Here is a 13,410-nt window from a genome sequence, read left to right as displayed (position 1 = left end):
ACATCTTTTTCCTTGAGTTGGTCAGCCACGCGGTCCGCATCAAATGCGCCAGTGATGACGTAGCGAAGGCTAAACTCCTCAGCAAGGCGCACGGCCGTCATGATGTCGTCTGCCCGCAACGCTTGGATGAACGCCACATCGTCACCTGCAAGAAGAGGAAGCAGAGCCTCGTACTTCATGTTGTACTCCTTCTTCTCCTTGTACTCGCGCGCCTTCGTAAGGATGTCCCGGATCAGGAATGCGTTTCCCATGCGTGTCATCGGCGTCCGTTTCTGCCCATGCGCCTGCTTCGGGTCGTTGCCCAGCGAGAACTTCATGCCGAACGGAGCCTTGATGCACATCTCATTGGCAGTCGCGCCGACCATATGCACGACGGCGCCCCTGCCGCCCACGACGTTGCTGCTGCCGGGCAGAACCAGAGCCGTTGTCACGCCTCCCATGAGACTCTTCTGGAGGCTGGTATCGTATGGGCTCAGCCCATCCATTGCCTGCATCTCCGGGGTCACGGCATCCGTCTCCTCATTCAGATCATTTCCCTCGAACCCCAGAGATTCCTCTTTGAGACCAATGCCGGAGTCGAGATCGATGAGGCCGGGGGTCGCCCAGGCAACCGAATAGTCGCAGCGTTCCCCGAGGTGGCCGGACGTCTCCACCGAAACGACGTGCGGCCCGTTGACCGTGACGATAGCATCGTTCACGATTCCATGTCCATCAAATAGATGTTGAGCGGCTATTCTGATCATGCGTTCACCTCCCATGCGAGCTTGCCGTTAACAAATGTCTTCTCTGCGACACTGCTCGCCTTGAAGGGGTGACCACTCCACACGACAAGATCTGCGTCCTTTCCCTTGGCGATGCTGCCGATACGGTCCTCGAGCCCGAGAATTTTCGCCGGATTGATCGTAATGAACTCCAGCGCTTCCTGTTCTCCCGCCCCGCCCTCATACGCTGCGATAGCAGCCTCTAGCCGAAGAGACTCGATCGGAATCACCGGATGGTCCGTCATGATGGCAGTCAACACGCCTGCCTCATGGAGAAGATGTGGTGTGTTGAACGACGATGAAGCCGTTTCGACCTTTGGTGAAACATCGAGGAGCGGGCCCGTAATCACTGCCACGCCTGCCCTGGCAAGCTCATGGCGCACCCTGACACTGTCCGTCCCATGCTCGATGACCATGCGAATACCAAACTCGTCGCGGATGCGCACCATGGTGATCATGTCGTCGGCGCGATGTGAGTGCATTCTGAGCGGAATTTCGCGGTCGAGGACCTTGCACAGCACTTCCATGTCGAGGTCCGTAACTGGTGGCTCGGCGCCGGCACGACGCTCCTTGTAATCACGTGCCTTTGACAACGCCTCGCGCAAGACCTTGGCAGTGCCCATTCGCGTGCTGGGAAGCTGGTTCTTGGTCTTGTACACACGCTTGGGGTTCTCTCCTGACGCAGTTTTCAGCCCAGCAGGGTTCTGCATCACCATTTCGTCGATACAGTGGCCGGCCGTCTTCATCGTGATGCTCTGGCCGCCAATAACATTGCCGCTGCCCGGACCCGTGAACACGGTCGTGATACCTCCCGACAGAGCATCAGCGAACCCGGAATCCCAGACATAGACTGCATCCAGAGCACGGCAGGCAGGCGTCGAAGGGTTCGTCATCTCGTTCTCATCTTCACCGATCTCGCCGACCTCAAGGTTACAGATGCCAAGATGCGTGTGGGCGTCGACAAAACCGGGCACGACATACTTCCCGGCGGCATCAATAACTGTGGCTCCAGCAACATCGGTGTGTTTCGCGAAGACCTCGGCAATCTTGCCGTCGTCGCCAAGCAGCACTGAACCACCCTCGATGACACCATCCGTGACGGTGAGGATCGTACCTCCGTGTATGAGAATCATACGGCTCCTTTCCTGAAGGGGCAAAGCAGCACCTCCTTCGGTCTTTTCTTCGGTAAGCGAATTATAGTTACGCAACGAAAAACTGCAAGGACGCATAATGTTCACGTGGAGTGGCGAGCCAAAACGCATATACTGGGCGCATAGTTGTGGCTTGCCGAGGAGGAACCAGTGAATATTACTGATGTGGCAATACTTGTTATCGATATGCAGCAGGACTTTCTGTCTCCGGCATCACCGCTGTTTGTTGCAGGTGGGCCCGCTATGGTACCGAATCTCCAGAGAGCACTGAAAGCTGCTCGGTCCGCAAATGCGTCGATCATCCATGCAACGCGCCGGCATCGGGCCACGGGCATAGACGTTGACCAGAGCCGGCGAACACTCTTCGCGGAGATGGGAGGGTTTCTGGTTGCCGGAACTCCCGGAGCAGAGGAATTGCCTCAGATTGCGCCCACCTCCGGGGATTTCACTGTCGTCAAGACCCGATGGTCGGCATTCTTCGCAACCGACCTGGACGCGCTCCTGCGCCGGCTCGGCACCCGTAGATTGATCCTGACTGGTGTGCAGACTCCCAACTGCATACGTGCGACAGCAAACGACGCTCTCTCGCTGGACTATGCAACGACCGTACTCTCGGATGCCACTGCGTCCCAGACGGACGAGATCCAGCTGTCCAATCTCAGAGACATGGCCGCCATGGGAGTGGAGATCATGACCGTCTCGCAGTTCGAGCAATCACTGGGCCTCTAGGGCCCTCACTGCCTGGGAATACCGAAAGCCGGCCACGGAGTGAACCGGCTGTCACGTTGCACAACCAGGGATCCAGTTTACTGAACTGTCTTCCGCACGACCCGCGTAGCGACCAAGTCGATTCCCAGCCCGAGCACGTCGTGAACGATGATATCGCCGACATGAATTGGTGCTGCCGTTTGAAGCTTCTGGACCGCCTTCATGATGTCAAATAGACGGGCCTTGGGGATCGGGGCCGCGCTCTTGACGGATACCAGTGTGAAATCTCCCCCTGTCACCTTGATGCTGGTCGTCAGCGTGCGCTGAGGCGCAACTGCCTCCTGAGCAGCGTACGCCTCGCCGCGCTTACACGTATTGCCTGAGACCTCGATGACTTTGTTCCCTTCTTTGACGACGCGCACCTTGCACCCCGTCGGGCAAACGATGCATGTGATCTCGCACACTTCAGTGTTCATGAGACCTTTACCCCCACCGAGACGTCGATTTCGACGGCCGTAAACACGCTTCCCTGCACTGTCAGCACGATCATCTCGCCGGGTGTCAGCCGACTCCGCCGGAACCTGGCCAGTGGCTCTCTCTGGCTTCCAGCCCGAAGTTCGACCGAGGCACTCTTGAATACGTCAGTCGGACGCATGAACAACTTGACGGCCTCCGCCTGCTCCGTCAGGTCGATGCGCTGAGGCACGACGTAGCGAATTCCAGGAGACGGCACCACCCGTATGCTGCGCACTGACTGCGGAAACTTGTTCTGAACATACAATGCGGCACTCCTTCCGGCACGCTGGGATTCCTCGGATACGTTGTCGACCAGATCATGCACCTGCAGGACATTCCCACATGCAAAGATCCCGGGGACAGATGTCTGCAGCCTCTGGTTGACGACAGCGCCCCCCGTGATGGCATCCAGCTGAACGCCTGCTGTCTTGCTGAGTTCATTCTCGGGGACAAGCCCCACGGAAGTGATGAGTGTATCACACGATATCTCGCGTTCCGTTCCGGGAACGGGGCACCTGTGTTCGTCTACCTGGGCAATAGATACACCCGTCACGCGCTTTCCACCGTGCACACTCGTTACGGTGTGACTCAACAGCAGGGGAATGCCATAGTCATCGAGGCACTGGACGACATTGCGCGTGAGACCCGTTGAGTAGGGCATGATCTCAAGAACGGCACTGACTTGCGCCCCCTCCAGCGTGAACCGCCGCGCCATGATGAGACCGATGTCGCCAGATCCGAGGATGACGATATTGCGACCGGGAAGGTAGCCCTCCACATTCATGTAACGCTGAGCCGTGCCGGCCGTCATGACGCCCGCGGGCCTGGTACCAGGGACCATAATGGCTCCTCGCGTGCGCTCGCGACAACCCATAGACAGGACGATCGCCTTTGCATGCAGCTCCAGCCTGCCTAGTTCTGGCGAGATCGCCACGATCCTGCGGTCTGGCCGCACGGCAAGGACCATCGTGTCGAGAAGAAACGGGATGCCATCTTCAAGAGTCCTGTCCACAAATCGCTGTGCATATTCCGGCCCCGTCAGCTCCTCCTTGAACTCCTGCAGCCCAAACCCGGTATGGATGCACTGGTTCAAAATACCGCCGAGGAACCGGTCCCTTTCGATAATGAGAATATCGCGTAGTCCCTCATCATAGGCCGCAGTCGCGGCGGCCAGCCCGGCTGGGCCGCCGCCGATGACAATCAGATCGTATTCGCTTTTCATGTGATCGTTCTCCTCGTTACCGCAGGTAGTCGATTGGATGGGACGTACCCTGCAAGAGAACGGTGGTTTCGGCCGGCGTCGTTCGTGCAACGACCTTTCCCTTGCTCAGGACAAGTCGGGCGACCGATTGCCGCCGCAAGGCGTCCAGCTCGTCGAGAGCATCCAGAATGACCAGGTCTGCCGGCTTCCCCGCTTCAATGCCGTAGGAATTCTGAATGTGCAGCGTACGGGCTCCAGCATCCGTTACCATGTGAAACACGGAACGCATTTCTTCTCTTCCCGTCATCTGGGCAACATGCACTGCCATATGCGCCACGTCCAGCATGCTGCCGGTTCCCATCGGATACCAGGGGTCGAGGATATCGTCATGACCAAGGCTCACGTTGATGCCCATGGCCGCCATCTCCTTGACCCGTGTCAGACCACGTCGCTTGGGATACGTGTCGAAGCGGCCCTGCAGATGGATGTTCACCAGGGGATTTGCAACGAAGTTGATGCCGCTCTTTGCACAGAATCTCAGAAGTTTCGACGCATACGCACCGTTGTAGCTGTGCATGGCGGTCGTGTGACTTGCGGTAACCCGATCGCGCATCCCCGTATGCAGAGCCAGAGCCGACATGACCTCGACAAAGCGGGATTGTTCATCATCGATCTCATCGCAGTGCACGTCGATCAGTTTCCCATACTTCTCAGCCAGCGCGAAGACGATCTTCAGAGATTCAACACCATCCTCACGTGTCAATTCATAGTGAGGGATACCTCCGACAGCATCCGCGCCAAGGCGCAAGGCCTCTTCGAGCAGGGCTGCTCCGCCCTCGAATCCCAGGATGCCGTCCTGCGGAAATGCCACCAGCTGAATGTCCACAAATGGCGCCATGACGCGCCTGACCTCGATCAGCGCCCGGAGAGCAGTCAACTTCGGGTCACAGATGTCCACATGCGACCGGATGTGCAGGATACCGTGCGAAACCTGCCACTCGATTGCCTTGGTGGCACGACGTACGACGTCCTCTTCGGTCAGTAGCGCCTTCCGCTCGGACCAGCGTTCGATCCCCTCGAACAGCGTACCGCTCTCGTTCCAATGAGGCTCGCCCGCCGTGAGCGTCGTGTCAAGGTGGACATGCGACTCGACAAATGGCGGTGTCACGAAACACCCGGCTGCATCGATGGTCTCAGAGGCGTCCGCAGGCAACCCGGGCTGGATGTCCACAAACAGACCGTCTCGAACACCGATGTCCGTAAGTAGCCCGTTCGCAGAAAGCCTCGCGTTACGGACAATCAGATCAAGCATCGTTGTCTCCCTTCGGCCGCAGCCGTCCTGCCAATATCTCAGACCCTGTGCCGCACTTGGTCACAGACAACGGGTCCAGCCCAAGCTCCCGACAGAGAATCTCCAGGATTCGTGGTCCGCAGAATCCTCCCTGGCATCTTCCCATGCCCGCCCGGGTGCGGAACTTCAACCCGTCTACTGTGCGTGCGCCCACCGGACGGTGGATGGCTCGCACGACATCTCCTTCAGTCACTGTCTCGCAACGACACACGATGCGACCATATCTGGGATCCTCCGCGATCATACGCTTCTGCTGTTCTGGCGAACATTCGCGAAACAGTGGAACGCGCGCGTTGATCGGGATGAACGCAGGATTACTAGTTGTGCCGAGTCCCGCACCCTTCAGAAGCGAGATCAGCTCTTCAGCAATGGCAGGAGCTGCCGTCAGGCCCGGAGACTTGATGCCTGCCGCGTTGAAGAACCCGGGAGCTCCCTGCTCGACAAGGAAGTCATCATGTCCCACGATGACCGCACGGGCTCCTGTGAACTCAGCGACCAACTGTCTCGTGTCGAGGCATGGAATGCTCTTTCGAGCCCCGGCCAGCACACGGGCCAATCCGTCTGCGGTCGTTGCCAAATCATCCTTGTCCTGGACGTCGTCCGCAGTCGGACCGGCGATGATGTTGCCATCAGGCGTTCGGCTGACAACGATTCCTTTGCCCATGGGCGTCGGGACTTGAAACACCGGGTGCTGAACGTCATAGTCCGCACGGTCCTCCAACAGGAGATACTGACCCAGCCGGGGATGAATATGAAAGTCCCCCGCCCCGGCCATCCGGCTGACATCGTCCGCGAACAGGCCGGCTGCATTAACCACGAATCTGGTCTCCAGGACACGTTCGCCGGCATTCACGCGCCACCCACCGGGAATGGCCTCCAGCGAACGGACAAGGTGTTCGAACAGGAATTCGACGCCATTCAGGGCTGCGTTCTCCGCAAGAGCCAGTGTGAGTTCATAGGGTTCGACCGTGCCTCCGGTTGCCGCGAAGAGAGCGCTATTCGCTTCGGGACTCAGGTTCGGCTCCAGCTCCATGAGCTCGCTGCGTTCGAGGATGCGCAGTCCTGGTACACCATTCGCGCGTCCTCGTGCAAGCAGCTCTTCGAGATGTCCCCGCTCCGACGGAGAGAATGCCACAACGAGCGTGCCGTGATGTTCCATATGCACCCCAAGGTCTTCGGTCAACTGGTCGTACATGGCGTTTCCACGCACGTTCAACCTGGCCATCAGCGTCCCCGGTATCGGGTCATACCCTGCATGGACGATACCCGTATTGGCCTTGGTGGGCCCGCCTTGGCTTGCCTCGGCGGCTCGCTCACATACCGCTACGTTCAGGCGGTATCTGGACAACTCGCGCGCGGTCGCGCAACCAACGACCCCGGCCCCGACGATCACCACATCCAGCATCTGTCCTCGGGCTGGCAGATCAGTCATCTGCCCATGCTCCTGCTCTGGCAACGCCTTTACGCCAGTGTGCGTACAACCGGCTCCTGTCCTCTGGTGTCAGGACCGGCGCATAGGACTGACCAACCTCATACAGGTTTCGCAATTCCTGCTGGTCCTTCCATACGCCCGTAGCAAGTCCGGCAAGGAAAGCAGCTCCACGAGCAGTCGACTCGACACTGCTGGGAACCGTCACCGGACTACCGAGGATGTCGCTCTGGAACTGCATGAGGAAACGGTTGCAGCTTGCACCGCCGTCGGCCCGCAGTCCAGCGATAGGTAAACCCGCCTCACGCTCCATAACATCGATGATGTCCTTGACCGAGAAGGCTATACCCTCAAGCGTCGCACGAACGATGTGCGCTCTGGTCGTTCCACGAGTCAACCCCAGGATAGCCCCCCGGGCATACATGTCCCATTCAGGAGCGCCGAGGCCGGTGAAGGCCGGCACGACGACAACGCCACCACTGTCAGGGACCGAACCGGCAAGAGTCTCTGTTTCGGCGGAATCCTTGATGATGCCAAGTCCATCTCGCAACCACTGCACAGCCGCTCCCGCGATGAACACGCTCCCTTCCAGAGCGTATGTCACCTTGCCGCCCAGTCTCCAGGCGACCGTTGACAACATGCCCTGCGTCGAGCGGACGATGTGCTCCCCTGTATTGACCAGAATAAAGCTGCCCGTGCCATACGTTACCTTCACGTCTCCGGTCTCATAGCATGTCTGCCCAAACAGCGCCGCCTGCTGGTCTCCCGCGACGCCCGCTATCGGTATCTCGCGACCAAACAGGTCAGCGGTGGCAAGGCCGACGACAGCACTCGAGTCATGCACTTCCGGAAGCATCGATCTGGGGATGTTCAGCATCTTGAGAAGATCATCATCCCATGTCTGCTTTCGGATGTCGAACAACATGGTCCGTGACGCGTTGCTGGCATCGGTCGCGTGGACCCGTCCGCCCGTCAGGTTCCAGATCAGCCAGGAATCGACCGTGCCAAAGGCCAGCTCACCCCGTTCGGCGCGCGCTCGCACTCCCTCCACGTCATCGAGAATCCATGCGATCTTTGTGCCTGAGAAGTAGGCGTCCAGGACCAGTCCTGTGCGCTTGTTCACCAGCGGCTCGAATCCGTCTGCCTTGAGCTTCTCACATAAAGGCGCCGTCCGCCTGCATTGCCACACGATCGCGTTACATACGGGTCGCCCTGTTGTTCGATCCCACACGACGGTGGTCTCGCGCTGGTTGGTAATGGCGATAGCCACAATCTGGTCGGGAGCAACCTGAGCCTTCTGGACCACAGCCCGGGCCACGGCCAGCTGTGAACTCCAGATCTCCTCGGGGTTCTGTTCGACCCACCCCGGTCTTGGGTAGATCTGTGTAAACGATTGAGCCTCAACAGCGAATGGCTGCCCTCTGTCATTAAAGAGGATCGCCCGCGAACTGGACGTGCCCTGATCCAGTGCCAATATGTACTTTTTCATAGAGCCCCTGCTACTTGGTCTGTGCTGAAGCAACAGTCTCCGCCGCCATGCGCGGGTCATTGCTGATGACGGTCTCGACCCCTGAGGCCNNTCGTGTACTTCACGAATAAGCCCGTCGAGCGTGTTGAGAACAAAAGGGTGGATTGCATTGGCGCCCTGCTCACGAGCAGCTGCGACCACGTCTGGAGCCTTGATCAGCCACGGTGCATACAGCAGCCCAGTCCGTGCTTTGGCGTCCAGCTTCCGGATGACCCCCATGCTCTGGATATTGAAGGAAGAGTAGATGACATTCACCGAGTACCTGCTTGCCAGTTCCAGCAAGCGTTCCTCCATCCCNNAAAACCTCGAAGACCTCCCGCATTGTAGGAATCGGCTCGTGGTGCAGCGGACCGGGAAATCGGACACCAGCGTCGAACTTGCGGATCTCCTGCAGGGTCAAATCCTTCACCCAGCCATTGCCGTCTGTGGTCCTGTCGACCTTCTCATCATGGATGACGACCAGTTCCCCGTCCTTTGTCATCTGAACATCGCATTCGGCACCATCGACGCCGTGATCCAGATCGTCGCGTACCAACGCAAACGAAGCCACTGTATTCTCAGGAGCCAATCGGGGTTCCCCTCTGTGTCCAAGTACCAACATGGCCAGGCCTCCTCATTCATGATTTGAAACAGCTCGACCGGCATCCAATGCGCGCCGGAGGCTACCCAATGATAGTCCGAAACAGGAGGCTGACAACATGATTCTCCAGGAGCGGGGACAACGCCGCACGCTGGAAGGGGAGAAGCCAAAATCTCAGCAACGGCCCCGAGACCGGGCACCGGCATGGACCTCGTTGACAACGGTCGCCATCTCCATATCCTGAGAGTACCCAGGAAAACGAAGCATCAGGACGTTTTCATCGAGAGAGAAAGGGAGGTTATCATGGGGAAGTTCATTTCGCTCAAGACAGCAATCCCTGGACCAAAATCCATCGAGCTTGCCAAGAGGGAGGCCAAGGTCGTCGCTGCACCGATGTGCGACGCTCTGTCCCCTGCCTGGATCGCTGAGGGACATGGGGCACTGGTAACCGACGTCGACGGCAACACCTTTATCGACCTTACCGGTGGCTGGGGCTGCATGGCGGTTGGCCACTCGCATCCTCGCGTTACGGCGGCTATCAAGGACCAGGCCGAGCACTTCCTGCACACGGATTTCACGTCCGTCCCATACGAGCCGTATGTCACCGTCTGCGAGAAGCTTGCAAAGCTGACCCCCGGTGACTTCGAGAAGTCGGTAGCTTTGTTCAATAACGGCGCCGAAGCCATCGAGAACGCCGTCAAGATCTCACGCTACGTGACCGGCAGAGCTGGCGTGGTCGTGTTCGACCGTGCGTTCCACGGGCGCACACTCCTCACGATGACTATGACGCACAAGGCAAAGCCTTACAAGGGTGGGTTTGGCCCCTTCGCGCCAGACGTCTATCGCATGCCCTATGTCACCCCCTATCATCCGTCCATCACGACCGAAGAGTGGGAGAAGCTCCTGACGACGTATGTCGACCCTTCGACGGTCGCATGCTTCGTCGTCGAACCGGTTCAGGGTGAGGGTGGATTCCGCGTCCCAACTGATGGTTTCCTCGAGATGCTGCGTGACGTCTCCAAGAAGTACGGTATCCTTCTCGTCGCCGACGAGATCCAGGCCGGCGTCGGTCGTACCGGCAAGTTCTTCTCCATTGAGAACTGGAACGTCGTCCCGGATATCATCTGCACAGCCAAATCCCTGGCAGCCGGCATGCCGCTCTCAGCAGTCATTGCCCGCAAAGACATCATGGACAAACTGCCAGGCAGCAGCATCGGTGGCACTTATGTCGGCAATCCTGTTGCATGTCGCGCGGCCAGCGAAGTCATCGACATCATCGAAGACGAACACCTGCTTGAGCGCGCTATTGCTCTTGGCAAACTCATTCGCAGTCACTGGGATGCCTGGAAGGAAAAGTACGAGATCATTGGTGACGTCCGTGGCATAGGCGCCATGCAGGCCATCGAGTTCGTCAAGGACCGCACCACCCGGGAACCCGCTACTCAGTTGAACGGTGAGATCATCAAGGAATGCCTGCACAACGGTGTTCTCGTCGCCGGTTCAGGCATCTATGGCAACTGCATCCGCATGCTCGTCTCTCTCGAGATTACCGACGAGCAGCTTGAAGAGGCCTTTGGCATCATGGAGACCGCTGTCGCCCGCGCCAACACATCGCACTAGTCCACCACGTCTGTTTCTACCAGTATTGATCGAAGCCGGAGCAATTGCTCCGGCTTCTCATTTGCGGAACTATCAAGTCTACTGAGATCGCTTCTTGCGGCTGTCCGTCTCGATGATGATGGTGACTGGGCCGTCGTTCACCAGGCTGACCTCCATGTGCGCCCCGAAGACCCCATTCTGAACGTCGAAGTCCTGGTTCCGCAGTCCAGCGCAAACGTTCCGATAGACTTCATCCGCGTACGCTCCCACAGCCGCACCCGTGAAGCTGGGCCTGTTGCCGCGAGCCACGTCTCCATAGAGCGTAAACTGACTAACGACCAGAAAGGATCCTTTGATGTCTGCCACTGAGCGGTTCATCAGACTGTCTGTGTCTGCGAAGATGCGCAGACCACTCAACTTGCGCACCATGAGCGCCGTATCTTCAGGCCCGTCATCGGGCGCCACACCCAGCAGCACGAGCAACCCTGCTTCAATATGCCCAACCACTTTGCCGCCCACGGTTACCGACGCACTGCTCACTCGTTGCACCACTGCTCGCATGTCTCACCCCTCAGTCGTCACCAACTACCGAGTCATAGTAGCACGACCGGCGTGCAACGCGAATAGTACCGTCTCCGGTTGACACTCAGGGCCTTCCCGTTATACTTTCACTGTTCGTTTCCAAAACGTGGGGATATAGCTCAGCTGGGAGAGCGCCTGCATGGCATGCAGGAGGTCGGGGGTTCGAGCCCCCCTATCTCCACCAACCGTCCATCTGAGACCCCGGAAGGGGTCTTGTTACTAGCGTTTTGTCTTGCTATACAATTATCAGAGACGGTCCCTTTTTGGGCTTTTTGGTCGTATTTCTGGGGTTTTCCATGACCTCCCTTGGGATCTACCGCACTTCGAGGTATTCGGCGTTTTCCGTCTCTCATAAAGAGCCAAGTGATTGTCAATTCTTGCGACCCGACATCAATCCTTCGGATAAGATGCTGCAAAATGCCCTGTTTCTGTTCTTTGGTACGTCGCTTGTTGTAGTAAAATTCCATGAAGCCTTCTTTGAGCATTCGTTTCACCAGTTCTTGCGAAGCATTCTCTTCTTTAAGCGCGTCAAGCCTCTGATGAATTTCCTCGACCACCGCCTGTGCTTTCTTCATTCTTACAGCAGCGATTTCGTAGGGTTTCTCTGGGTTCTCCATATCCGCCTTTTCCCTGTTCTCTACCCCAATCGAACGACTGAGTTTGGTTTGAAGGTCTTTTATTTCCTGGCTCAGATCAATCTCGGGCTTCCACTCTCGCACAGCTTCGTCCAGAACTTGAAGGACTGGAAACTCCAAGTAGTGTTCCCAAAGCTGCTGCCCACAGTAATGCCTGCCCGTCAGCTCCGGTTGAGGATCCCCTGTCTGGCTCCCAAGCTTCACGCGCCCCTCCCGGTCGTTCTCACAAGCGTATTTCGTCTTGCCCTTGGCGTCTCCATGCGCCGCCAGGAAGTGGTGGCACGTCGAACAGTACAGTAAATGTTGGAACAGAGGCGACGTCTTTGCCTGAGCGTGCCGGAAGTTGTTCCTGATGTCCTCCTGCACCTGACACCACGCTTCGTAGCTGATTAGCTTCTTGACTTTGTCTGTGGTAGGCTTCGGCTCGGACCCCGAGGGTTCAACGACCCCACCACTCTTGCGCTTCCGTTGGTCTCCCGCCACTTTTCCTCGCCCATAAGCAACCATTCCCGCATAGATCGGGTTCGTCAGGATCCCGCGCACTATATCCCGAGTAAGCCCGTCTATTGCAAGCCTACGGGCGATGTCTCGTTGGCTGTGCCCCCCTTCGAACAAGTCATACACTCTCTTAACTGTCCTCAGTTTCTCTTCATCGGGGACTACGGAATGGAGCCCAAGCCCCGGTTTGTAGCCATACGGAGTACGACCCAATACTCTTCCGTCCGCTTTCAGACCTGTGGTAGTGTCAATGGCCCGCTGCCTAATGATACTCCCTTCCAATTCCGCAAATACAGCAAGAAACCCCATGAAAGCTTTCCCCGATGGGCTATCTACGTCAGGGACTTGGTCTGGCACCACAAGCGTAACGCCAAGTTTTGCGAGGTGGTCATAGGTGTTGTAGAAATCGCGGGTATTCCGAGCCCACCGATCCAATTTATAGACCAGCAACTTCGAGAATTTGTGGGCGACAGCATCAGCGAATATCAAGCGCACACTGGGGCGTGCCATCGTCTTGCCACTCTCCCCGGCGTCTTGGTATATCTGAAAGACCTGCCAGCCCTGTCTAGCCGCATAGTCCTTCAAGCTATCTTCCTGCTGCCCAAGGCTCACCCCTTGGAACGCCTGCTTCGTCGTGCTAACGCGCGTGTAGATCGCGCAAACCACTGGTTTCTTCTTCGTATCCTCTGCGTTATTCCCGGAATTCATCGCTTCCTCCTCGCCCAAGAGCCACAGCCTAGTTCTGCCATCAGTTCTATTCTTGGTTATCTTAGCACAGGGAACCCAAATTGGATCACGAGCACTTCTGTTCTTCTTGCTTTTAGTCCTTATAGTTATACACACTATCTTCACGGTGATCTGGGTGGAGTGG

10 protein-coding genes, 1 tRNA gene and 2 pseudogenes are annotated in these 13,410 nt (G+C 57.7%); 3 read left to right on the top strand and 10 right to left on the bottom strand.

Annotation, left to right across the window (positions count from 1 at the left end):
- Nucleotides 1-743 (bottom strand): annotated as a pseudogene (locus SMC5_RS03755) (hypothetical protein); the annotation flags it as partial.
- The gene (locus SMC5_RS03750; RefSeq protein WP_119119655.1) at nucleotides 740-1,894 is read right to left on the bottom strand and encodes an amidohydrolase; all 1,155 of its coding nucleotides are present in this window, start codon (nucleotides 1,892-1,894) and stop codon (nucleotides 740-742) included. The pseudogene SMC5_RS03755 and the gene SMC5_RS03750, both read right to left, overlap by 4 nt.
- Nucleotides 1,895-2,062: 168 nt before the next feature.
- Between SMC5_RS03750 and SMC5_RS03745 the strand changes: the two genes are divergently transcribed.
- Nucleotides 2,063-2,641, top strand: coding sequence for a cysteine hydrolase family protein (locus SMC5_RS03745; RefSeq protein ID WP_119119654.1), 579 nt, complete (start codon nucleotides 2,063-2,065; stop codon nucleotides 2,639-2,641).
- A 77-nt stretch (nucleotides 2,642-2,718) separates the two neighbouring features.
- On the opposite strand, the gene SMC5_RS03740 is transcribed toward SMC5_RS03745, so the two are convergent.
- The 6 genes from SMC5_RS03740 to SMC5_RS11625 form a co-directional block, all read right to left on the bottom strand.
- A complete protein-coding gene (locus SMC5_RS03740) occupies nucleotides 2,719-3,096 on the bottom strand; it encodes a DUF1667 domain-containing protein (RefSeq protein WP_119119653.1) in 378 nt (125 codons plus the stop codon).
- Nucleotides 3,093-4,358 (bottom strand): NAD(P)/FAD-dependent oxidoreductase, encoded by a 1,266-nt coding sequence (locus tag SMC5_RS03735; protein WP_119119652.1) that lies wholly within the window; start codon nucleotides 4,356-4,358, stop codon nucleotides 3,093-3,095. The genes SMC5_RS03740 and SMC5_RS03735 overlap by 4 nt, the downstream gene beginning before the upstream one ends.
- Before the next feature lie 16 nt (nucleotides 4,359-4,374).
- Nucleotides 4,375-5,649, bottom strand: coding sequence for a cytosine deaminase (gene codA / locus SMC5_RS03730; protein ID WP_119119651.1), 1,275 nt, complete (start codon nucleotides 5,647-5,649; stop codon nucleotides 4,375-4,377).
- The gene (locus SMC5_RS03725) at nucleotides 5,642-7,120 is read right to left on the bottom strand and encodes an NAD(P)/FAD-dependent oxidoreductase (protein ID WP_119119650.1); all 1,479 of its coding nucleotides are present in this window, start codon (nucleotides 7,118-7,120) and stop codon (nucleotides 5,642-5,644) included. The genes codA and SMC5_RS03725 overlap by 8 nt, the downstream gene beginning before the upstream one ends.
- Nucleotides 7,113-8,606 (bottom strand): glycerol kinase GlpK, encoded by a 1,494-nt coding sequence (gene glpK / locus SMC5_RS03720; RefSeq protein WP_119119649.1) that lies wholly within the window; start codon nucleotides 8,604-8,606, stop codon nucleotides 7,113-7,115. Before glpK ends, SMC5_RS03725 begins: the two co-directional genes overlap by 8 nt.
- Nucleotides 8,607-8,766: 160 nt before the next feature.
- Nucleotides 8,767-9,246: a glycerophosphodiester phosphodiesterase family protein gene (locus tag SMC5_RS11625; protein WP_119119648.1), complete on the bottom strand. Its 480-nt coding sequence runs from the start codon at nucleotides 9,244-9,246 to the stop codon at nucleotides 8,767-8,769.
- A 282-nt stretch (nucleotides 9,247-9,528) separates the two neighbouring features.
- Here SMC5_RS11625 and SMC5_RS03710 point away from each other — a divergent pair, with 282 nt between their 5' ends.
- A complete protein-coding gene (locus SMC5_RS03710) occupies nucleotides 9,529-10,845 on the top strand; it encodes an aspartate aminotransferase family protein (protein ID WP_119119647.1) in 1,317 nt (438 codons plus the stop codon).
- 78 nt (nucleotides 10,846-10,923) lie between these two features.
- Here the strand turns inward: SMC5_RS03710 and dtd are convergent, their stop codons facing one another.
- Complete coding sequence (gene dtd / locus SMC5_RS03705) at nucleotides 10,924-11,385, bottom strand: D-aminoacyl-tRNA deacylase (RefSeq protein WP_119119646.1); 462 nt, start codon at nucleotides 11,383-11,385, stop codon at nucleotides 10,924-10,926.
- Nucleotides 11,386-11,514: 129 nt separating this feature from the next.
- Here dtd and SMC5_RS03700 point away from each other — a divergent pair.
- Nucleotides 11,515-11,590, top strand: a tRNA-Ala gene (locus tag SMC5_RS03700).
- 805 nt (nucleotides 11,591-12,395) lie between these two features.
- On the opposite strand, the pseudogene SMC5_RS11620 reads toward SMC5_RS03700, so the two are convergent.
- Nucleotides 12,396-13,247 (bottom strand): annotated as a pseudogene (locus SMC5_RS11620) (recombinase family protein); the annotation flags it as partial.
- Nucleotides 13,248-13,410 lie beyond the last annotated feature (163 nt).

Origin of the sequence: Candidatus Cryosericum odellii (genome assembly GCF_003570935.1) — a bacterium.
Taxonomy (GTDB): Bacteria; Caldisericota; Caldisericia; order Cryosericales; family Cryosericaceae; genus Cryosericum; species Cryosericum odellii.
Note: the sequence above shows the minus strand (reverse complement) of the source record. Positions and strands in the feature narration are given on the sequence as shown.